We start from the raw sequence: 21,253 nt of genomic DNA on the forward strand, positions 1-21,253 counted from the left end.
CACCCGCCTTTGGGCCGCCTGTTTCCATGCGTTTTTTGAACGCCGGGATACACGACCGGAATCTGGAAGAGAGCATCGATAAGGGCTTGCCTGGGCGGACCTTCGACTCCAAGTGGGGGCAGATAAGCGGGTTAGGTTTCCTTTGTGCTGGAATCGTGGATTAGAGGGAGCGCTGAGCACGAGTAGGGGGTGAAAAAAGGAAAGGGGGAGAAGGCGCGGTTGTGCCGTCGGGCTACTGAAGCCTACGCGCGATCGGACCCTCGCCCAATGCGGAATGCGGAATTCGGAATGCGGAATAAGACGGAACTCGCGGCGCTCAATCTGCTTGCGTATCAGGATGCCGCGGTGAATTGCCCGGCGCGTTTTACCTGGAACTGCTGGGCGCGGCAGACCGGCAAGAGCTTTACGTTCAGCCTGCGGCGGTTGGTGCGCGGGTTGGCGCGGAAGCGGACGCAAATCTTTCTCTCGGCTGGCGAGCGGCAGAGCCGGGAAGTGATGGAGAAGACGCGCTTGCACTGTGTCACGCTCAAGATCTGGCACGAGTGGCACGATCGCGGCTACTTCCGGGGGACGCGGTTTCGCCAGCTGGAGATCCGCCTGCCGGGCAAGGTGCGGATCATCGGTCTGCCGGCCAATCCGCTGACGGCGCGGGGATACTCGGGCGACATTTTTCTCGACGAGTTCGCGATGCACCGGGACGACGAGGCGATCTGGGCGGCGCTGTATCCGAGCGTGCTGCGGGCCAAGGGCGAGCTGGATGTTGCGTCCACGCCGCGCGGGCAGAAGAACATGTTCCATCGGCTGGCGGAGAACGACGCCTTCGAGCGCGGGACGATGACGCTGGAGGCGGCGGTCGCGGGTGGGCTGGAGGTCGATATCGCCGCGCTGCGCAAGGGGATCGCGGACGATCTGACGTGGCGGCAGGAGTTCTGCTGCGAGTTCGCGGACGAGGCGACGAGCTTCATGACGTACGAACTCATCCGCAAGTGCCACGACGTGCGGCTGTCGACGGAGGTGGATGCGCGGGCGCTCGCGCGGCGCGGGGCGGCGATCTATGCGGGCGTCGATGTTGGCCGGCATCGCGATTTGACGGTCATCTGGCTTTGGGAGCGGCAGGTCGAGTCCTTCTTTACGCGCGGCGTCATTGTGATGCAGGCGGCGCCGTTCGCGGAGCAGGAGGCGGTGCTGGCCGAGTTGCTCAAGTCGCGCGGGCTGCGCCGCTGCTGCATCGATGCGACGGGGCTGGGAATGCAGCTTGCCGAGCGCCTGGCGGCCTCGTTCGGCGAGCATCGCGTCGAGGGTGTGTCGTTCACGGCGGCGCTCAAGAGCGAACTGGCGGGCCGCTTGCGGGTCCTGGCGGAGCGCGGGCACCTCTCCATCCCCGTCGATGACGCGATCGTGAACGACTGGCACTCGATGTCGCGGATTGTGACCGGCGGGAATGTGCGCTTCGACGCGGATCGGACGCCGGGCGGTCATGCGGATCGGTTCTGGGCGGCGGCGCTGGGATTGCACGCGGCGGATGGGGCGGGCGGGGAGGTTGGGTATGTTTCGGCGGGGCGACTGAGGTTTGCGCGCGCCGGAGTGTTTTGAGAGGACGAATCCACAGATGGCGCAGATGGAAAGGGAAAAGTCAAAACGCTGGGTTGGCAAAGGAAGATTCACCACAGAGGCGCAGAGACACAGAGAGGACTGGAAGTACGGAATATAGGCTTGTTGATAAGAGACCCACCCGTTTGTCGTTTCTCTGTGTCTCGGTGCCTCTGTGGTGAACTTTAGTGAGATTAATTCGTGGAGTGATATGCGATGAAAGTACTCGACAGGATTGTGAATGCGGTACGGCGGGCGAGTGGGAAGAAGCCGCAGACGGGCGTGTTGCTCAAGCGGCGGCGGGAGGATGTCTGGCGGGAGTATCCGGCGGATGGGCTGACGCCGCAGCGGCTGGTGGCGATCTTTCGCGAGGCGGATGCGGGGTCGCTGTCGGCGCAGATGGCGCTCTTCGAGCAGATGGAGGAGAAGGATGCGCACCTGTTCAGCGTGGCGAATACGCGGCGCTTGGCGGTGACCGGGTTGCCGTGGGAGATCGTCTCAGCGACGCAGATGCCCGGCTGGGGCGCGGCGCGGAGCGTGGCGGGCGATCGCGGGTTGGCCGATGCGGCGGCGGCGTATTGCGATGAAATCCTGCGATCGCTGCCCGGTTTTGAGGAATCGCTCGCGCACCTGTCGCTGGCCGTCGGACGGAACATCGCGCTCGTCGAACTCGTCTGGGAGGCGACAAGCGCGGGGCTGCAACTCGCCGCGTTGCAACCGGTGGACTTCGGGCGGCTGGCGGTCGGCGACTTCGGCGAGGTGCGGATCCTGACAGATGAGGCGAAGTTCGAAGGGGTGCCCCTGCCGCCGGACAAGTTCGTCGTGCATGCGCCGCACGCGGCCAGTGGCCATCCGCTGCGCGGAGGTCTCCTGCGCGTGACGGCGCTGGCGTATCTGGCCAAGCACTTCGCCATCAAGGACTGGCTGATCTTCGCGGAGGTCTTCGGGATGCCCGTGCGGATCGCGCGGTATGCGCCGAACGCGACGCCGGAGGAGAAGCGCGAACTCCTGGAGATGCTCAAGAGCCTCGGGGCGGATGCGACCGGCGTGTTTTCGAAGGCGGTCGAGCTGGAGATCATCCAGTCGCGGACGCCGGGGGAGGTGAACCTGTACGAGAACCTGTGCCTGTATTTTGATCGCGAGATCAGCAAGGCGTGGCTGGGCCAGACGCTGACGACGGACACGGCGCGGATGCTGGCCAGCGCGGGGGCGGCGAAGGTCCACGACCAGGTGCGGCGCGACCTGCGCGACGACGATCTGGCCAAGGAGTCGCGGACGATCCGGCGGGATTTGCTCGGGCCGATGGTGCGGATGCAGTTCGGGGCTGACGCGCCGGTGCCGCACTTCCGGCGGATCGTGGATCAGCGGTTCGAGCCGGAGAAGCTGGCGCGGGTGCTGGATGTGGCGGTGAATCAATTAGGGGCGCGGGTCCCGGCGCGGTGGGTGCATGCGACACTGGGGATTCCGGAGGCGGCGGGGGAGGAGGCGGTGCTGCCGGGGGAAAAGGCAAAGACGAATCCGCAGATGGCGCAGATGGACACAGATGGGAAATGAAATGCCGAAAAGCGCCGACGCGAAGGGCTCTATGGATTGAGCATCTCGTCGACGAGGCACTGGATGTCGTCCGCGTTGTACAGGCAGTCGGTGTTGCAGTCGCGGAGCGGGCGGCCGGAGGAGTCGACGGGCAGGCCGGCCTCCGTGCCCGGGCAGACGTCGCAGACGTCGCCGAGCCCGTCGCCGTCGGCGTCGGTCTGGTCGGAATTCGCAGCGAGCGCGCAGTTGTCCGTCTCGTCGGGCACGCTGTCGCCATCGAGGTCCGGCGGTCCGAGGCCTGTGAAAACGTAGGCCGCGCCGGAGTCCGCGGCACTGTTGTCGCACGAATCGCCGTTCAGGCCCAGGGCGCCACCGTCCTCGGCACTTGCTCCGATGACCGCTGTATTGCCCGACACCGCCACCGAGTTGCCAAACCTGTCGTTCGCTCCCGTGTTCGGCGCCTTGAGATAGGCCTGCTGGCTCCAAGTCGTGCCGCTCCGGACGAAGAGGTAGGCCGCGCCGGAATCTGTGGCACTGTTGTTGGACTGGTTGCCCCCAATGCCTGTGGAGCTACTGTCCTCGAGATGCGCCGCGACGACGAGCGTATCGCCCGACACGCCGAAGGATATGCCGAATCGGTCGCCCGCTCCAGTGTTCGAGGCCTTGAGATAGGCCTGCTGGCTCCACACGCCAAAAGAGTCGCGGACGAAAACGTAAGCGGCGCCGGCATCGCTTGCGCTGTTGTCCGACTGATTTCCATTTACGCCCGTGGCGCTGCTGTCCTCCGCGTCCGCTCCGATTACGACCGTGTCACCGGATACAGCCATCCGGCCGCCGAATCGGTCGTTCGCATCAGTATTCGACGCCTTGAGGTAGGCCTGCTGGCTCCAGGTCGTGACGTTGCGGACAAAGACATAGGCCGCGCCGGAATCCGTTGCACTGTTATCGGCTTGATTGCCGTTGATGCCCGTGGCGTTACTGTCCTCTGTTCCCGCCGTGACCACCACCGTATCGCCCGATGCGGCGACACCGCCAAATTGGTCGCTTGCTTCCGTGTTCGACGCCTTGAGGTACGCCTGCTGGCTCCACGTCGTGCCGCTACGGACGAAGACGTAGGCCGCGCCGGAATCGGTGGCGCTGTTGTCGGCCTGGTTGCCGTTCACGCCCGTGGCGTTGCTGTCTTCGCCAACCGCCCCGACCAACACGGTGTCGCCAAACGCCGCCACGAAAATGCCAAAGAAGTCTATTGCATTCGTGTTCGATGCCTTGAGGTAGGCCTGCTGGCTCCAGGACGTGCCGCTGCGGACAAAGACATACGCCGCACCAGACGTTGATGCGCTCTCGTTGGCCTGATTGCCGTTCACGCCGGTAGCGTTGCTGTCCTCCCGAATGGCCCCGACCACCACCGTGTCGCCGCTCGCAGCCACGGAAAAGCCAAATTGATCGCCGTTCCCCGCGTTGGATGCCTTGAGGTAGGCCTGCTGGGTCCATACGCCAACAGCGTCGCGGACGAAGACGTAGGCGGCGCCGGCACCGAGCGCGCCGTTGTCCGCCTGGTTGCCGTTCACGCCTGTGGCGCTGCTGTCTTCGCCATCCGCCCCGACCACCACTGTATCGCCCGATGCGGCCACCGAGACGCCGAAACCGTCGAATGTCTCGGTGTTCGAGGCCTTGAGGTAGGCCTGCTGGGCGACGGGGTCGATGGTGAGGGGGTAGATCGCGTCCGAATCGTCAACAATGATTCGGACGAATTGAGAATGAAGAATTGAGAATGGAGAATTGAAATCGCCGACTTCGAACCACGCAGGCAGCATTGCACCGCTGGCGTCGAAGACGGTCAGGCCGGTGTAGTTCACGACCGCTGCGCCGCCGGTGTCGACGAACGTCACGCTGCGACCGTCCACGCTGAGGCGCGGATCGAGGCCGCCGCGCACGGCCAGGGTGAAGCGCAGCGCCCCCGCGCCGCCGTCCGGGCGCTGATGCACCGTGTAGCCGTGCTCCAGGCCGCGCGGGTCGTTGAGGTACCACTCGGTCAATGACGCATCCCACTGGTACTCGACGCGGCCACCTTTGGCTTCGACGGAGGCTGGAGTCGTGACTGCCTGCTCGATCCCTTCGCGCCCGTAAGTCACCAGTTCCAATCCCCATGACCAGCCGCCGGCATCGGGCGCGGTGATTAAGCCGCGGCCATCGAACCGCGTCCGCCACTGCTGACCGGGATTGCGGGCCTGATAGCCGCCGTCAACGGGGAAGGCGGCGTGACGATTCGCGTCGTACGTCGCGCGGATGGAGGACCAGTCCGTGGCCGAGAGACCGTCGGGGACGGATTCGGCAGCGCGGGCTTGGGCCCGAGCGCCGGCGGAGCAAACCAAGAGCGCAGTGTCCACGACGGCAATTAGAACGGCCAATTTCATTACGAGTCCTCCCGCACCAATAGGCAATCCAGCGGCAAGTCCATTATACCGGTTCGCACCCCCTCCGCGCCTAGTGTTTCAAGGCCCCTGGGCTCTTATTTTTGCTGAAATTGGGACTCGCGGGCAGCGCAGTACCGGCAGGTCGGCCGCTATTGATTGTGCATCTCATCGACGCGGCGTTAAACGTCGTCGGCGGCCCCACACCATGAGCGAAAGGCTCAGCAGCGTACCGGGCAAGACGCCTGCTGCGCATGTTCCGCATGCGGCCGGCGGGAGCGGCGAAGGTGCACGACCAGGTGCGGCGCGACCTGCGCGACGACGACCTCTCCAAGGAGTCGCGGACGATCCGGCGGGATTTGCTCGGGCCGATGGTGCGGATGCAGTTCGGCGCCGATGCGCCCGTGCCGCACTTCCGGCGGATCGTGGATCAACGCTTCGAGCCGGAGAAGCTGGCGCGGGTGCTGGACGTGGCGGTCAATCAACTCGGGGCGCGCATTCCGGCGCGCTGGGTCCATGCGACGCTGGGGATCCCGGAGGCGGGCGGCGAGGAGGCGGTTCTTCGCGGTAAGGCGACTCACCAGTGAGAATCTTACTCTTTATGGCTAATACGTGAAGTTTGCATTGGGGTCGGTTGAGCCGAGACTGCCGGCGTACGTGTCACCCGCGACGGCCGCGGCATTGGTCGTTGCCGAAACAATGGGCGCCAAGGCGTTTCCGATGGCGATGTCCCAGTTCGTGGTGTTCCCCGAGCAGGTATTCTTGACAATGATGTTGCCGGCGAAGTCCACATCGATGCCGCGGTCGGCGGTGGTGCAGTTGTTGCCCTCGATGCGGTTGTCGGCGCCGGTGGCGTGGATGCCCGCGCCGTCCCCGTTGAAGCCGTTGTCCCTGCAGGTGTTGCCGCGGATCACGCAAGCGATATTGCACACGATGCCGTCGAGGGTGTTGATTCGGGCGGTGCAGTCGGCGACCGTGGAGCCGGTGCTGACGCTGATGCCGCTGCCGGTGTTCTGAACCGCCGAGCAGCTGGCGATCGTGCTGCTGGTGCTGACGCTGATGCCGGTGCCGGTGTTGCGGTGCGCCGAGCAGCTCGAGACCGTGCTGGAGATGGAGGTGCGGATGCCGTCGCCGGTGTTCTGGTACGCCGAGCAGTTCGAGACCGTGCAGCCGGCGCCGGTGAAGATTCCGGTGCCGGCGTTCTGGTACACCGAGCAGTTCGAGACCGTGCAGCCGTCGCCGGTGGTGACGCCGTCGGCCGTGTTGGAGGACGCCGAGCAGTTGGTGATCGTACAGTCGCTGCCGGTGCGGATGCCATCGACGGTGTTGCCGCTGGCGAGCACCTCGGCCACGCGGCAGTTGGTCGAAAGAGGCCCCAGGTCAACGCCGCCGCCGCCCCAGGAGCGGACCGAACCGTTGACCACCGCGATGTTGGTCAGGTTGGGCACGGTGGCGCTCACGCCGTCGAACGCGCCCATCGCGGGGACGCCCACGAGATCAAACCCGTTGAGGTCGAGGGTGACGCCGCTGGCGGCGATCTCGATGCCGTGCTTGGAGGCAACGCCCGTGATGTTGCCGGTGATGTAGTACGAGCCGGGCGCGGTGATCTTGTAGAGGCTGTCGGCGTCGCCGGCGGTATTGGTCGCGTTGATCGCGGTCCGCGGCTCCACCTCGGTCAGCGTCTTGTGAGTCGGCGCGACCGCGCCCGCTGGCGGGTTCAGATCGCCGGCACCGGCGAACCACGCACCGGTGAGAAGAATGGCGGCGCAGATCGGGACATTGACTATTGCAAACACTCGATTTCTGGATGACATGAATTGCTCCTTTTTTCCAAAGCCGGGACTCCTCCGATCGATCGTCTCAACCCCTGGCCCTTTCATGCGATTGTACTTGACTTTATTGGTCGCCTTTCTGATTTCCGGCTTTTATTTGCTTGCCGGAGGTTGCTGGAAAAGCCTGGTAGGCGGGTCCTGCGGTCGTCGGGTAAATCGAACCGCCATTCCTTGCCCCCAAGTCTCGAACCTGAAGCGATTTACGTTCTTCTTCGCAAATAGCGCGGATTAGATGGGGCATATCATCGACGAGGCGCTGAATGTCGGCGGCGGGTCCACAGCATGAGCGAGAAGCTCAGCAGCGTACCCGGCAGGACGCCTGCGGCGCATGTTCCGCACGCGGCCGGCGGGGGCGGGGGGTCGTTGCAGTCCGGCGTTCCGTTGGCGTTCGCATCGGCGTCCGGGACGCCACAACCGCATTCGCCCGGTGCGATCTTGGCGGGATCATCGGAACAACCGTCGTTGCAGTCGGCCGTGGCGTCGGAGTCGGTGTCAGTGTCCGCGATGCCGCAGCCGCACTGACCGGGGGCCGACTTGTCGGGATCGCTGAGACATTCGTCGCAAGCGTCGCCCGCGGTGTCGCCATCGCCGTTCTCTTGATTCGCATTGGCGACGGGCGGGCAGTTGTCGCACGCGTCGCCATCGCCGTCGCCATCGGTGTCGGTCTGGTCGAAGTTGGCCGCGCTCACGCAATTTTCGAAGTCGTTGTTGATGCCGTCTGCGTCGGCGTCCGAGGCGATGGTCACAAAGACGCCCTCGCTGTTGTCGGTGAAAGAAGGGAACAGGGAACAGGGAAAATGGGTCATCGCCGCGCCGTCACTCTTGATGAACTCGCGAGCGGGAGGGATTACTTCGATTCCGTCGTGATTCGCGCGGGTGCGGCGTCGGCGGCGGTCAGAATTGAGAACGCGCCCGGATCATCCTGCAACGCGCCGCGAAAGAACGCCGTCAGGAGACCGGCGACGAGCCGGCGCATCGGCTCGCGCCGGGTGCTGCCGGCGCCGCAGTAGAGGGCATTGGTCTCGACCGCGTCCTCGTCGAGCATGTCCACGTGCCCGTAGTCCGTGGCCACGACGTGCCATGCCGGCGATGCGCTGGCGGCGTAAAACTGCTCATGATTGATTTCCGTGCGGGCACATGCCCCGGTCACGCCCGCCCCGATGATCAGCGACGGTAGACTGAAATGGAATGGGCCGTGAATGACCCGCGTCGGATCGCCAAAGGGGAGCGGATCTCCATCCGCCGGATCCACTCCGGCGACGGCCTTCGCGCGGGAAGAGTCCGTCGCCAACACGCGCCAGACGACGCGACCGCCGCGCGAATGACCGGCCAGGCCGAGGAGATCGGTCCGTGCCGAAACGCCGGCGAGCCTGCTCAGGTTCGCCGGAAGCCAATCGAGGACGCTCGCCGCCAATTCCGCTTCCTGTGCCGCGCTGGGCTGGCCGATCAGCGGGCTCAGTCCCGGTTCGTACATTTGCGCCGCGATCACGACGAAACCGTGACTGGCCAGATGGGTGAGGATCACATCATATTGCGAGTTGCGGGCCAGGAAACCGTGCTGAAAGACGACGACGGGATAGTCGCCGGGCTCCTGCGGCGTGTGGATGAGCAGCGGCACCGGTGCGCCATCCTGACATCGTTGCACGTCGATGCAACGTACAGTTCGGTCGCCGATCGTGAACGGGTCCGTCGAATCCTGAAAGACGGGCCCCGGCGAGAGATTGCCCGACGATTCGGCAGCACCATTCTGACAAGGTAATGGCTGGTCGCATTGCGCCGTGAGGATCAGGGGCAGTGCGCACCCGATCGAGCGTAATCCAGGCCATCGCCGATGCATTGGACACCTGCGAAGATCAGCGCGCGTATTCGACCGCGCGGACTTCGCGGAGGACGGTGACTTTCACCTCGCCGGGGTAGGTCATGTCGGATTCGACCTTCTGGGCGATTTCGCGGGCGATGCGCATGGCGTTGGCGTCGTCGACGTTGTCGGCGTCGACGATGACGCGGACCTCGCGGCCGGCTTGGATCGCGTAGGCCTGCCGCACGCCGTTGAAACCGGTGGCGATGCCTTCGAGCTGCTCCAGGCGCTTGATGTAGCGCTCCATGGACTCGCGGCGGCTGCCGGGGCGGGCGGCGCTGATGGCGTCGGCGGCGGCGACGAGCGGCGTGTAGGGGCTCGTCGAGGGCACGTCGCCGTGGTGACCGGCGATGGCGTTGAGGACTTCGGGCCGTTCGTTGAACTTGCGGCAGATTTCCTCGCCGATGGCGGGGTGACCGCCCTCGACTTCGTGGTCCACGGCCTTGCCGATGTCGTGGAGGAGGCCGCAGCGGCGGGCCAGCGCGCCGTCGAGGCCGAGTTCGTCGGCCATGACCTGGCAGAGGTAGGCGACTTCGATGGAATGGCGCAGGACGTTCTGACCGTAGCTGGTGCGGAATTGCAGTCGGCCGAGCAGGTCGATGATCTTTTTGTTGAGACCGGGGACGTTGGCTTCGATGGAGGCCTTCTTGCCCAGCTCGACGAGTTCCTTCTCCATGTTGCCCTGGATTTCGAGGACGACTTCCTCGATCCGAGTCGGGTGGATGCGGCCGTCGTGGAGGAGCTTGTTCATGGCCTGCTTGGCGATCTCGCGCTTGACGGGGTCGAAGCTGGTCACCTCGATCACGCCGGGAGTGTCGTCGACGATGATGTCCACGCCGGTCGCTTTTTCGAAGGCGCGGATGTTGCGACCTTCGCGGCCGATGACGCGGCCCTTCATCTCGTCGGAGGGGATGTCGATGGTGCTGACGGTCGAGGCGGAGGTGTGCGCGGCGGCGTAGCGCTGGATGGCGGTGACGACGACCTCGCGGGAGCGGTTCTCGGCCTCGTCCTGCGCGTCAGAGACGCGCTTGTCGATGATCTGGGCGCACTCGTGCTCGAGGTCGTTTTCGAGCCGGTCGAAGAGCTGCTTTTTCGCCTCATCCATCGAGAGCTGCGCGACGCGGAGCAATTCGTTGCGCCGCTTTGTCACCAGCTCTTCGACTTCCTGGGTCTTTTTGTCGATCTGGGCCTGGCGCTCCCGGATGGCGGCCTCGCCTTTTTCGATGTTGCGTTCTTTGATGCCCAAGGTCTCCAGCTTGCGTTCGAGCTGGTCCTCGCGCTTGTCGAGGCGCTTCTCCGCCTCGCGAATCTCATTGCGCGTGACGGCCGACTGCTTGTCGAACTCTTCCTGCCGCGCCAGGAACGTGGCCTTGGCGTCCATCTCGGCCTTCAATTTGATGCGATTGGCCTCGTCCTGGGCTAGCTGCTTGATCCTCGCCGCCTCTTGCTCGGCGGTCGATTTCTTGCCCTTGGCGGTCAGCGCCAGCGCCGCGTAAACGGCCCCGGCCCCTGCCGCCAATGCCAAGATGACGAAGACGAAGGTCAGCCCGGTCGAGACCTGTGCGACAATGACAGGTCCCATGATTCATATCCTTTCGTAACGCGTTCATCACTACGAACACTCACACGAAGCGCTTCGGCCCGAGCCGGACTATTGTCCGGGGGGTCGATAGGCGCGGGGTCACACAGATTTGCTCGTCCGAGAACCGTATGAGCGGCGGCGGATATAGGGAGATGGCGTATACGAAGCCGGTCAGGTGACCGGTGGAGGCCCGCTTGCGTCGTCTAGACCCGTGTCAACGAATGATCCCAGCGATCCGGAAGATAATGAAGATGTTCAACGGAAAACCAGGAATCCTGCATATAAGATCGTTTGAGCAGCGGGTTTATGCCGCAGGCTGAAACGACGACAACTGTTACTTCGCCGACACGACGACGACCGGCCCGCGGTCATAATCCTCGCGACAAGAGGAGTCGGGATTGTCCAAGGCCGGATGGCCGAGGGATCCCGTTGACCTCGATTCGCGGTCGATTCGCCAGAATGCCAAATACCCTTTTGTGCCGCCGGATCAAGGTCGCACCGTCCTTCGGGCGGATGGCCGAAATCAAGGGATTCAGGCCCGCGACAAAGCCGGACAAGCCATTTATCTTAAAGGGAGCGTACCAATACGCCCCTGTTACGTTGGAGTATAAGCGGGCATCAAAACTCGTCAAGGAATGCCCGGACCTGGTTATGTGGATGAGGCAGTGACTTTTTCGGGAAAAAAGGAACGGCGGAGAGGGGACCTGTGCGGTCGGCGGCTCAGGCACGCACTCGTTTCAGCGCTAGTGATGGTCGCCGCGGCCTCAGGCGAATCGGCTGCAGCGGGGCCTACCAGCGCCATCAAGAAAGACGCCAATGTCGCGGTCCAGGCGTTCGCGGATCGAACGGCGGCGGCCCCGGGTGAGGTCGTCAACCTGTTGATTTCGCTGACCCCGGACAAGGACTGGCACGTTTACTGGCGGGGGCCGGGGGGGCTGACCGGCCTGCCCACGACCATCGATTGGTCCGGCCCGGCGGGTTTTAGCTTCGGTCGGACGCAGTTTCCTGTTCCGAAGCGATCCTTCGACTCCGAGTTGAACGAGACGTCCTTCATCCTCGAAGGCGAAGCCTTGCTGGTGACGCCCGTTCGAGTGCCGACGTCTGCGGCGCCCGGCAAGGACGCGCTGTTCAAGGCGAAGGTGTCCTATCTGGCGTGCAAGAAGGAGTGTATCCCGGGAGACGTGGAGGTCTCGTTGGTGTTGCCCGTCGTTTCTACGGGCTCGAAGATCGAGTCGGCGAATGCGGAGATGTTTGGACGCGCGGCGCGGCGCTTTCCACTTCCGATCGAGAAGGCGAAACACGTCAAGCTGTCCGATCGAACGGACAAGCCGCGCGTCAAGCCGGGCGACACGTTCACCGCGAGCCTGGTCGCCGAGGTGGCGGCCGGTCATCACATGCAATCGAACAAGCCTTTGAGCAAGGAATTGATTCCGGCGGTGTTGTTTCTGGAACCGACGGACGGGCTGGAGATCGGCGAGGTAGTGTACCCGCCGGGGCGCGAGCGAACCGATCCCGGCGCGCCGGGACTGGGCAAGCTCAGCGAATATGACGGGGAGGTGAAGCTGACGATTCCCGTCACCGTCGCGGAGGACGCGAACACGGCGCCGCGCTGGATTCGCGGGGTTTTTCAATACCAGATTTGCAACGAGTCGGGCACTTGCTTCCCGCCGCAGCATATCGAGATCGCGATCCCGGTGCAGATGGAGGGAGGGCCGGCGCCGACGGCCGCGGTGATCGTGGCCCCGCCCGTTCCGATTGCGGTGACCGATCAACTGGAACCGGAGCCCGTTTCCAATGGCGCCGACGCGGTACTGCCCTCGCAGAATATCCTGACTCGCGCGCAGAACTGGCTGCTCGGATTCGGCTATTTGGGTGCGCTCTTGGTAGCGGTCATCGGCGGGTTCGTGCTCAATCTCATGCCGTGCGTGCTGCCGGTGATCTCGCTCAAGATTCTGTCGTTCGTCCGGCAGGCGCACGAACATCGCGCGCGAGTATTCTGGCTCGGCATGACGTACTCCGCGGGCATCATGGTTTTCTTTAGCGTCATCGGCCTTCTGTTTTGGCAGACCAACAAGCAGCTTGGCTGGGGCGAGCAGTTTCAGAAGCCGCAGGTAGTCATCGGACTCGCCGCGATTGTCACGGCTTTCGCATTGAGCTTGTTTGAAGTCTTTATGATTTTCCCGCCAAAGATCATCAACAAGCTGGACGAAAAAGCCGAAGGCGAGGGCTTTCTGTCCGCATTTGTTACGGGTCTTCTCGCGACGTTTCTGGGCACGGCCTGCACTGCGCCTTTTCTCAGTGCCGCCATCGGCGCGGCGAGCAAATTTTCGCCAACGCAGGGCGGGTTCATCTTTGTCGCGGTCGGCGTCGGCATGGCGCTGCCGTTCATGGTGCTGGCCGCCAATCCCGGCTGGTTGCGCTTTGTTCCCAGGGCCGGGCCGTGGATGACCACGTTTGAATACCTGATGGGATTTCTACTCCTGGGCACGGTCATTTGGTTGCTCAATCCCCTCCGCGGCCAGATCGGCGGCGAAGGCGTCCTGCTTGCGATGATCTTCCTGTTGACCGTGGCCATGGCGGCGTGGATCAAGGGGAAGATCGAATTCGGCGCTCCGACGGCGAAGAGAGTCAAGCTCTACGGATTGGCGCTGACGATTGTGCTATTGGGTTGGCTACTGCCGTTTCGAATTTTCCACAGCATCGATGACCTGATTGCGCAGCAGATAGAGAACAGGGAATTGATGGCCGACGGTCAACTCTATCGCCAAGCGGGCCAGAAGGGGCTCAACCTGACCCAGCGAAATCTGGATTGGTCGAAGGGCATTCCCTGGCAGCATTACAAGCGCGACCGCGCCCTGGAGGACGTGCGCAACGGCTATACGGTTTTCATCGACTATACCGCCGACTGGTGCGCGAACTGCAAGGTGATGCTCAAGACGGCGATCGAACGGCCGGACGTGATGGCGGTCATGAAGGAATTGAATGTGATCCCCTATACGGCCGACTACACGCTGCCCGTCAAGGAGATCAAGGAGGACCTGGAGCGCTTTCAGCGCGGCGGCGTGCCGGTCTTCGTCGTCTATCGCCCGAACGACGTGGACAAGCCCGAGATCCTGCCGGAGGTGATCACGCAGACGGACCTGATTGAGGCCCTCCGCCGTGCAGGCCGGAGTCGCGTGCAAGTGGCGGTCAAGCCATAACACATCTTCATTTCGCCGTTTTGACTTTTTTACATTTTGGCGTTTACTTGCGCGGAGTATGTCCTTCAACCGCGCCGAGATTGTCGACAAGAACTTCGCTGCCTTTGTCAGCGGCTGGAAGGAATCGCCGGCCGAGCCGATGGGGCCGAACGACCTGCTCGCTCCGGGCGCGGCGCTGACCGGCCGCGATCTGGTCGAACTCTTTGAATCGCAGATGGCCGCGCGGCATTTGGACTTGATTGCGCGGGAGCTGCGCGCTCGAAACGCCGCCTTCTACACGATCGGTTCGGCGGGTCACGAGGGGAATGCCCTGGTCGCGCGGCTGACGCGGCACACCGACCCGGCGTTCCTGCACTACCGCAGCGGCGCGTTCATGGTCGAGCGGGCCCGGAAGGTGCCCGAGATCGACATGATCTATGACACCGTGCTGTCGCAGGCGGCCAGCGCCGAGGACCCCATCGCCGGCGGCCGGCACAAGGTCTGGGGCAGCGTGCCGCTGTGGGTGCTTCCGCAGACGAGCACCATCGCCAGCCAGATTCCGAAGGCGGTCGGCACGGCGGTCGCGATACACCGCGCGCGGCACCTGGGCGTGACGCTGCCGATACCGGACGACAGCATCGTGGTGTGCAGTTTCGGCGATGCGAGCACGAACCACTCCACGGCCTTGGGGGCGTTCAATGCGGCGGCCTGGGCGGCGTTTCAAAAGCTGCCCTGTCCGGTCCTGCTGGTCTGCGAAGACAACGGGATCGGCATTTCCGTCCGCTCGCCGACGGGCTGGGTGGAGGCGAATTTCTCGAAGCGACCTGGGCTGACGTATTTTCAGGCGAACGGGCTCGATCTGGTCGAGGGTCACGCCGTCGTCGCGAAGGCCGTCGAGTATTGCCGCGCTTATCGCGCGCCGGTCTTCCTGCACCTGAAGGTCGTGCGGATGCTGGGCCATGCGGGGACGGATTTTGAACCGGCCTATCACACGCTTGAAGAGATCGCCGCCGCCGAGGCGCTTGATCCGCTGCTTCAATCGGCCAAGCTGGTCCTGCATGCCGGTCTGATGCGGCCGAATGACATCCTCGACCAGTACGAAAAGCTGCGGGCGCGGGTCAAGGCGGCGGCCGATAAGGTCGTCACGCGACCACGGCTGTCGAGCGCCGAGGAGATCATGGCGCCGCTCGCGCCGTATCACGCGGACGAGGTGAAACGCGAGGCGGCGCGAACGGTGGAACATGCCCGGCGCGTCGAGTGTTTCGGCGGCGAGGACAAATTGCCGGAGAAGCTGGAGCCGCGGCACCTGGCTGTGCAGATCAACGCGGCGCTCTTTGACCTCATGCTCAAGTATCCGGAGATGGTCGTCTTCGGCGAGGATGTGGGCTACAAGGGCGGCGTTTATTACGTCACGGCGGGGCTGTTCAAAAAGTTCAAGGCGGCGCGGTGTTTCAACACACTGCTCGACGAGCAGACGATCTTCGGGCTGGCCCAGGGTTTTGCCAACATGGGGCTGCTGCCGTTTCCGGAGATTCAGTACCTGGCGTACTTTCACAACGCCTGCGATCAGATTCGCGGTGAGGCGTGTTCGCTGCAATTCTTCTCGAATAACCAGTACCGCAACCCGATGGTCGTGCGGATTGCGTCGCTCTCTTATCAAAAAGGCTTCGGCGGGCACTTTCACAACGACAACAGCATCGCGGCGCTGCGCGATATTCCGGGACTGATCCTCGCCTGCCCATCACGCGGAGATGATGCGGCGATGATGATCCGCACTTGCGCTGCACTGGCGAAAATCGACGGCCGAGTGGTCGCGTTTCTGGAACCGATCGCCCTGTACATGACCAAGGACTTGTATGCCGACGGCGACGGTCAATGGCAATTTCCCTATCCTTCGCCCGACCAGTCCATCGCGCTCGGAGAGGGCCGCGTCTATCACGAGGACGCCCGCGATCTGGCGATTATCACGTTCGGCAACGGCGTATTGATGTCGCTGCGGGCCGCGAAAACATTGCGCGAAAAGCACAATATGGCCGCCCGCGTGGTTGATCTGAGATGGCTGAGCCCACTGAATGCGGACCTCATTACGAAACATGCGCGCGAGTGCGGCAAGGTGCTGGTCGTCGACGAAGGCCGCCGCTCCGGCGGCGTGGGCGAAGGCATTGTGACGATCATCGTTGAGCGATGCGGGGGCGATGTTCAAATCGCCCGCGTCGTCGGCGAGGATACGTACATCCCCCTCGGCCCCGCGGCGAATCTGGTCCTGCCGCAGGATGCGGACATTGTCGAAGCGGCTCGCGGGCTTGCGTAGAGAACTCGAGAATCCGCCCCCTCCCCGATTCGAGCGTCCCAACGAAATCAGCGGCTACGATGACGTATTGAAGTCTGCCTACTAAAAAGGTTTGTCCGGATCTTCCGGCCCATCTGCCGCCTCGTCCTCATCATCCTCGTCATACTTCCACGCGTCGCCCTCTTCCACCTCGTCGATCTCCCGCTCCATGTGGCGGAACATCTTTTCCTGCAGCGGTTGCAAGCGCTTGTAGATCGCCAGTGTGGCTTCGTACGCCGCGATCATGCGGTCGACCTTCTGGCCGAGTTCGGCGGAGCGGAGGAGCTGCCACTTGGCGAGGCACTCGGGCTCCTTGATCGTGCTGAAGGGATCGCACTTGAAGGTGAGCTGACCGTTGGGGCCGCGTTCGAAGAATTCGCATTCGCTGCACTGAAGCATGGGCCGCCCTCCGGAGGACTACGGCGGAATGATAGGGGAAGAGCCGCCACGCGTCCAGACCACGGAGGGCCGGAATGACAAGGGCCCCTGGAAACCGTGGGCGATCATTGAGTGCCACTATCGTGGCACCAAGTCGCCTACCAGAAATAATCGCCGACGGTCGGCGCGCGGCGCTCGAAATCCTCCACGTCCCGCTTCCACCACTTTTTCAGCGTCTCGTCGGCCTCGCGGACGCGGCGGACGCCGTCGCGTTCCCGGTCGGCAACGTCCGTCGCGGTCTGATGGAGGTGTTCGCGCCGCATGGCGATTCGTCGCTGCGAATAGGGGTCGTTGCAGCCTCCGAAAAGAAGGGCCGCCAGAATCGAGAGGGACGCGGGCCACAACGCTGCCCGTCCAGGCGTGAAGACGGGCATCCGGCTCGGACGGCGGCTTGGTTTAATGACCGTGGCCCCTTCCCCGGGCTTTTTGGCTGACATCGTGCAGATCTCGCTCAACGGGATATTCCTCCACAGCTTGTACCAGCCGTCTGCCAGGCGGTTCCGGTTGAGGCGATAGTCACTCCCCAAGTAGCGAGATTGGCCGCAGCAATTACCAACGGCCATTGATGGCAGAGCGTCACTAAGGGGATATCGACGTATAACTTTCCATCAACGGAGGCCGGAAAACAGATAAAAAGAGTCTGATTATAATATACATGTATTGTTCCACGTGGAACGCGATCTCCTACTGAACTGAATTGAGCATGTTCCACGTGGAACAGTTGCTTGCTTGATCGCTGATTTAGCTAGCGGTAATATGCATTGCATCAGGAGTCCCAGACCGCGTCACTTTCTGCCAAGGATGGTCATAATGTCCAAAGAGATCAAACGATTAGGGAGAGGACTGGCTTCGCTTGTTGCGCCAATGGAGCAGCAACCAACCCAGGAAGCACGGACGATTACTCCGCCGATCGCGCCTATCGATCAACAGCAACATCACCGCCTGGCGTCCTTGCGAGTTGATCAGATCCGACCGAACCCCATGCAACCTCGTCGTTCGTTCGACGATGGAGCCTTGGCCTCGCTGGCGGCCTCAATAAAGTCTCGCGGCGCGCTCCAGCCTGTGGTAGTTCGACCTGCGGAAGGTGGGTACGAGTTGGTTGCTGGGGAGCGGCGCCTTCGGGCAGCGGCAATCGCTGGGCTGGAGACTATTCCGGCCATCGTCCGCGGTGTTCGCGATGAGGACCTACTGGAACTGGCATTGATTGAGAACATCCACCGCGCTGACCTTAATGCAGTGGATCGCGCCAAGGCCTACCGAACCATGCAGGATCGTTACGGTCTGTCGCACGAGGCCATCGGCGAGCGCATGGGTGAGGATCGGGCGACAGTTTCTAACTATATACGAATACTAGAGTTAGGAGAAGACATCTTGACCTTGGTGGCCTCCGGTGATCTCGGAATAGGCCACGCCAAGGCATTGCTTGGATCAAAAGACCCTAATATCCGCAGACGGCTCGCTCAACAATGCTGTCGCGAGGGCTGGTCCGTCCGGCAGGTGGAGACGGCGATCAGCGGCAAGCGCAGCAGTGGCGCGAAACCGCCCGCCGTCTCAAGTAGTGACGCTCGGCCGACGGTGCGGGATATGGAGGAACGACTTACTAAGGTGTTAGCACGGCGCGTTACCATCAAGGAGGGCCGGAAACGGCACACCGGCCGTCTGACGTTAGAATACTACGGCTTGGAAGACTTCGATCGGCTGGTGGCGTTGTTGGGCGTTTCGCAGGAATCCGCCTGACGACGGGCAGGGGGTGACAAGCCCTCACGGAGAAATTCGCCTTGGTCAATTCAGGTTCGAAGGATCCGGGCCAGGCGAGCGGCCGGCCAGGGGGAATTTGGGGACACCTTTTAGTTTCTGCGTCGGCGTGCCTGCTTACGGTTTCGATCGCGGGGTCCGGCGTCTTTCTTATTTACAAGGCGTATCAGCGCTATGAAACGAAGAGCAAGGTCCGCGCGTTCATTGAGTCGCTCGAAAACCGCACGCCGGAAGAACTCGAAGACCGTTGCACGCAGTTGAAGGAGCGGCCGAAGCTCGCGGAGTACGTTTTGCCGGAACTTCGTCGAACCCTGGCCAGCGCGACCTCCGAACGGCAACTGTGCGCGGCGATCGAAGTGTCGCGCGCGTTCCTGGACAATCCGCGGATCAGCCGGGCGCTGTTTGAATTGCGGCGCGACGGCCGGGAAAGCGTGGCCGGCGATGCCGTGCGCGCTTTGGCCGGTCTTCAGCCGCCGGAACATGCCGCGGACGTTCTTGGAAAATGTCTTGAAGGCGCGGAGTCTGGTCAGGTCGTGGAAGCCGTTATCGATCAAGTGTGTGCTGGGCTGTTCTTACTGGGTGAGCCGGGGCTCCAGCGCATGCGCGAACGGCTGGCGAGTCTACCGCCCGAACGGCGCGTCTGGCTGGTGGGTTACGTCAATACCGTCGGCGGACCTTATCGAGTAAATTGGTTGGAGTTGCTGCAGCAAGACCCCAATGCGACGGTTCGCGCGCGGGCGACCGCCGCGCTGTCGAAGAGCGAATCCGGCGGATCGTTGAAGGCGATGGCGGCTGGGCGTGAATGATTCGCAGCATTGACCATCGCGAAATATGAGCAGAATAGGTTAACGGCCGGGGTTTCTTGTGGATGGATTCTTCGTAACTTTTCTCGGCAAGTGGTCCTATCTCGGCCTCTTTCTCATTCTGATCGCCGCCGGTCTGGGCATCCCGCTTCCCGAGGATATCCCGCTCATTGCCTCCGGCTGGCTCGTTTACAAGGGCAAGGCTGATCTGTGGCTGATGATCCTGACCGGCCTGGTGGGCGTGATGGTCGGGGACTCGCTGCTTTTTTCGATGGGGCGTCGATACGGCGATCACATCGTCGAGCATCGCTGGTTGCGGCGGATCGCCAAGCCGTGGCTGATTGAGAAGGCGCGGCGGCTCTTTGTGAATCACGGCGCCAAGGTGATTTTCGCGGCGCGGTTCATGCCGGGAATTCGCGCGGTCTTGTTCCTGATCGCGGGAGTGTTTCGCGTACCGTATTGGAAGTTTGCGCTGATGGACGGCACGGCGGCGCTGATTTCCGTCCCCGTGTGGGTGTGGGTGGGCGCGAAGTTCAGCAAGCACCTGGAGGAGATTTTCCTGGCGACGCGCTTCGGGACGGCCGGCGTCGTGGGACTGCTGGTATTGGCGATGGTGGTATGGGGAATCTACGAGTGGCGGCACAACCTGAGCAAGAAGGGTCATGAGGCCGAGGCCGACCTGACACCCGAGGCGCTCTCGGGATTGATCCACTCCGCGCCGCTGCGTCCTGAAGGGCCTGCGGCGGGACCGGCGCCGGAGGCGGCCGAGCGCCCGAAAACGACGCACATCGTTAGCTGATCGCCGAGCCGGAACGCGGCGCCGGCTTGCATTTCATCACTTCCGATGATATATTATTTTCAGAGATAATTGAAACTTCGATAGGAGGTGCGCCCCATGGCCGCCCGGACCCTGGAACGACCGGCTGCCCCCACCCCGCTGCGGAAGCTGGAGGAGTCGCAGGCCCTGTTCATCCGCCGCTGGGGCGAGATGTCCAGCTACTGGGGGATCAACCGCACGATGGCGGAGATCCATGCCCTGATGTACGTCTCAACCGAGCCGGTCTGTACGGACGACGTCATGGCGCTGTTGCAGGTCTCGCGGGGCAACGCGTCGATGAACCTGCGTTCGCTGGTGGATTGGGGGCTGATCCAGCGCATCCACATCCGCGGCGATCGAAAGGAGTATTTCACGGCGCTGACGGACGTGTGGCAGATGTTCGAGACGATCATTCGGCAGCGCAAGCGCCGCGAAGTGGAGCCGATCGTCGAGACAATCCGCCGCTGCCGGGAACTTGCGGCGAAGGAGTTTTCGGCGACGAAGGGCGCGAAGTCGCCGCAAGCCCGGGCGTACATTGAACGGCTGGATGCGATGAATGACTTTCTGCTCGTGATCGCGCGGACGGTGGACTTGCTGCTCAAGGTCGGACCGCGGGGCATGGACCGGATCAGTGGATTGATGATGAAGATCGCGGGGTAATTGGGCTAATGAACTGGGTCCAGAGCTTTTTTCTATTCGGAATAGGACCCGCTTTCACGATTCTCGCCGTGGCGGTCGTATTACTATTGGTTGCGGTTTTGCAGGATCGAAACGCGCGACGTGATCCCGGGACCTGCCGCAAGTGCGGATACAATCTCACCGGCAATGTCAGCGCTCGATGTCCGGAGTGCGGACTTCCTGTCACCGAGGCGTATCAGTGACTCACCTCCGGAATCAGGCGGGGGCCTCTTCCTCTTTTTCCTCTTCCGCGCCGGATTCGCTGACGATCTGGGCTTTGACGTCGCCGCCGAGGCCCAGGCGGAGCTTCAGGTGCTTACCGGTTTGCGAACAGGTCATGTGGATCGTCGTCTCCGGCATGTCGAGGACGTGCGATTTTTTGCAGGCGGGGCAATCGAATCGTACTTGCATGATGTCTTCCTTGTTGTAGGGCGGGTTCTGCCCGCCG

17 protein-coding genes are annotated in these 21,253 nt (G+C 63.0%); 9 read left to right on the plus strand and 8 right to left on the minus strand.

The window, feature by feature from the left end; genetic code table 11:
• The first annotated feature begins 288 nt into the window (after nt 1-288).
• On the plus strand, nt 289-1,593 hold the full coding sequence (locus tag VJZ71_10445; GenBank protein ID HKQ48478.1) for a terminase family protein: 1,305 nt from the start codon (nt 289-291) through the stop codon (nt 1,591-1,593).
• A 213-nt stretch (nt 1,594-1,806) separates the two neighbouring features.
• Nucleotides 1,807-3,144, plus strand: a complete 1,338-nt coding sequence (locus VJZ71_10450) for a DUF935 family protein (GenBank protein HKQ48479.1) — start codon at nt 1,807-1,809, stop codon at nt 3,142-3,144.
• Between the two features lie 29 nt (nt 3,145-3,173).
• Here VJZ71_10450 and VJZ71_10455 read toward each other — a convergent pair whose 3' ends face one another.
• Complete coding sequence (locus VJZ71_10455) at nt 3,174-5,537, minus strand: FG-GAP repeat protein (GenBank protein HKQ48480.1); 2,364 nt, start codon at nt 5,535-5,537, stop codon at nt 3,174-3,176.
• A 251-nt stretch (nt 5,538-5,788) separates the two neighbouring features.
• Between VJZ71_10455 and VJZ71_10460 the strand changes: the two genes are divergently transcribed.
• Entirely contained in the window at nt 5,789-6,121 is a 333-nt protein-coding gene (locus VJZ71_10460; GenBank protein ID HKQ48481.1) for a DUF935 family protein, read from the plus strand.
• An 18-nt stretch (nt 6,122-6,139) separates the two neighbouring features.
• Here VJZ71_10460 and VJZ71_10465 read toward each other — a convergent pair whose 3' ends face one another.
• The 4 genes from VJZ71_10465 to rny form a co-directional block, all read right to left on the minus strand.
• On the minus strand, nt 6,140-7,348 hold the full coding sequence (locus VJZ71_10465; protein HKQ48482.1) for a right-handed parallel beta-helix repeat-containing protein: 1,209 nt from the start codon (nt 7,346-7,348) through the stop codon (nt 6,140-6,142).
• A 260-nt stretch (nt 7,349-7,608) separates the two neighbouring features.
• Nucleotides 7,609-8,172 carry a hypothetical protein gene (locus VJZ71_10470; protein HKQ48483.1) on the minus strand — a complete coding sequence of 188 codons (564 nt, stop codon included), beginning with the start codon at nt 8,170-8,172 and terminating at the stop codon, nt 7,609-7,611.
• Nucleotides 8,173-8,213: 41 nt separating this feature from the next.
• Nucleotides 8,214-9,203, minus strand: a complete 990-nt coding sequence (locus VJZ71_10475; GenBank protein ID HKQ48484.1) for a dienelactone hydrolase family protein — start codon at nt 9,201-9,203, stop codon at nt 8,214-8,216.
• Nucleotides 9,204-9,219: 16 nt separating this feature from the next.
• The gene (gene rny / locus VJZ71_10480) at nt 9,220-10,806 is read right to left on the minus strand and encodes a ribonuclease Y (protein ID HKQ48485.1); all 1,587 of its coding nucleotides are present in this window, start codon (nt 10,804-10,806) and stop codon (nt 9,220-9,222) included.
• A gap of 665 nt (nt 10,807-11,471) precedes the next feature.
• Here rny and VJZ71_10485 point away from each other — a divergent pair.
• Together VJZ71_10485 and VJZ71_10490 are read left to right on the plus strand one after the other, a co-directional pair.
• Nucleotides 11,472-14,006: a protein-disulfide reductase DsbD domain-containing protein gene (locus VJZ71_10485; protein HKQ48486.1), complete on the plus strand. Its 2,535-nt coding sequence runs from the start codon at nt 11,472-11,474 to the stop codon at nt 14,004-14,006.
• A gap of 58 nt (nt 14,007-14,064) precedes the next feature.
• A complete protein-coding gene (locus VJZ71_10490) occupies nt 14,065-16,296 on the plus strand; it encodes a thiamine pyrophosphate-dependent enzyme (protein ID HKQ48487.1) in 2,232 nt (743 codons plus the stop codon).
• Between the two features lie 81 nt (nt 16,297-16,377).
• Here the strand turns inward: VJZ71_10490 and VJZ71_10495 are convergent, their stop codons facing one another.
• Both VJZ71_10495 and VJZ71_10500 read right to left on the minus strand, forming a co-directional pair.
• Entirely contained in the window at nt 16,378-16,713 is a 336-nt protein-coding gene (locus VJZ71_10495; protein ID HKQ48488.1) for a hypothetical protein, read from the minus strand.
• Between the two features lie 137 nt (nt 16,714-16,850).
• Entirely contained in the window at nt 16,851-17,315 is a 465-nt protein-coding gene (locus tag VJZ71_10500) for a hypothetical protein (GenBank protein HKQ48489.1), read from the minus strand.
• Between the two features lie 247 nt (nt 17,316-17,562).
• Between VJZ71_10500 and VJZ71_10505 the strand changes: the two genes are divergently transcribed.
• The 4 genes from VJZ71_10505 (at nt 17,563) to VJZ71_10520 (ending at nt 20,787) form a co-directional block, all read left to right on the plus strand.
• Nucleotides 17,563-18,489 (plus strand): ParB/RepB/Spo0J family partition protein, encoded by a 927-nt coding sequence (locus tag VJZ71_10505; GenBank protein ID HKQ48490.1) that lies wholly within the window; start codon nt 17,563-17,565, stop codon nt 18,487-18,489.
• A gap of 41 nt (nt 18,490-18,530) precedes the next feature.
• Nucleotides 18,531-19,313: a hypothetical protein gene (locus VJZ71_10510; protein ID HKQ48491.1), complete on the plus strand. Its 783-nt coding sequence runs from the start codon at nt 18,531-18,533 to the stop codon at nt 19,311-19,313.
• A 58-nt stretch (nt 19,314-19,371) separates the two neighbouring features.
• The gene (locus VJZ71_10515) at nt 19,372-20,109 is read left to right on the plus strand and encodes a DedA family protein (protein HKQ48492.1); all 738 of its coding nucleotides are present in this window, start codon (nt 19,372-19,374) and stop codon (nt 20,107-20,109) included.
• 96 nt (nt 20,110-20,205) lie between these two features.
• Entirely contained in the window at nt 20,206-20,787 is a 582-nt protein-coding gene (locus tag VJZ71_10520) for a MarR family transcriptional regulator (GenBank protein HKQ48493.1), read from the plus strand.
• Between the two features lie 234 nt (nt 20,788-21,021).
• Here the strand turns inward: VJZ71_10520 and VJZ71_10525 are convergent, their stop codons facing one another.
• Nucleotides 21,022-21,216 (minus strand): hypothetical protein, encoded by a 195-nt coding sequence (locus VJZ71_10525; GenBank protein HKQ48494.1) that lies wholly within the window; start codon nt 21,214-21,216, stop codon nt 21,022-21,024.
• Nucleotides 21,217-21,253: the final 37 nt, after the last annotated feature.

The organism is Phycisphaerae bacterium, assembly GCA_035275405.1.
Taxonomy (GTDB): Bacteria; Planctomycetota; Phycisphaerae; order UBA1845; family UTPLA1; genus DATEMU01.